Here is a 706-nt window from a genome sequence, read left to right as displayed (position 1 = left end):
GTCGAAGGTGGCCGACCACGTCGCGGCCTGAGGTCTCCGCTTAACCTCTGGTGCACCGGCCGGCCTACCTGCCGGACTTGGGCGCGCGGCTCGTGATGTGGCTGAGCAAATCTCGCACGGCGCCGGCGGGCGGGGTTCGGCCCCCGGCCCAGATAGCCCGAAGCTGGCGGCGGAGGTTCAACTCGGGGACGGCGATGGCGCGCAGCCGACCGACCGCCAAGTCGTCGGCTACCGCCAGCCGGCTCATCACCGCCGGTCCCGCGCCGGCCAGGACGGCGGCACGCATAGCGGCAGCCGAAGACAACTCGAGCACCGGCGGCGCCTGGACCATGTCATCGCCCAGTGCATCTTTGAGGGCCGCGGTAAGAGAATCGCGTATGCCCGAGTGAGGCTCGCGGGTCACCAGGGGCGTTTGCGCGAGTTCGGCAGCGCTGACGCCCGCGGACCTTCGGGCCCACTTGTGGTCTGGCGGCACGACGATCACCAGCTCGTCGCGGACCGCGGCGATGGCACGCTCGCTGTTGGTCGCAGTCAGAATGACTTCGGGGACGCCGTCGGGTCTGGTGGTTTGCAGGGAGACCAGCCAGTTGGGCATGAGTTGTTCGGCGACCGTTTGGCTGGCCACCACCTTGATCCGCTGGCGGCTTTCGGCTCGCAGCGAACCCAGGCCCGCGTCGACCTCGTGGGCGACTTCGATCAGGCGGAC

The 706-nt window shown here is 69.5% G+C and carries 1 protein-coding gene; it reads right to left on the bottom strand.

The features are described from left to right. Nucleotides 1-64: 64 nt before the first annotated feature. Nucleotides 65-706: LysR substrate-binding domain-containing protein (locus F6Q13_RS18775; protein WP_293059741.1), on the bottom strand; the 642-nt coding region annotated here is incomplete at its 5' end.

Source organism: Mycobacterium sp., from assembly GCF_008709575.1.
Classification (GTDB): Bacteria; Actinomycetota; Actinomycetes; order Mycobacteriales; family Mycobacteriaceae; genus Mycobacterium.
This window is presented reverse-complemented; position numbering and strand designations above follow the sequence as displayed.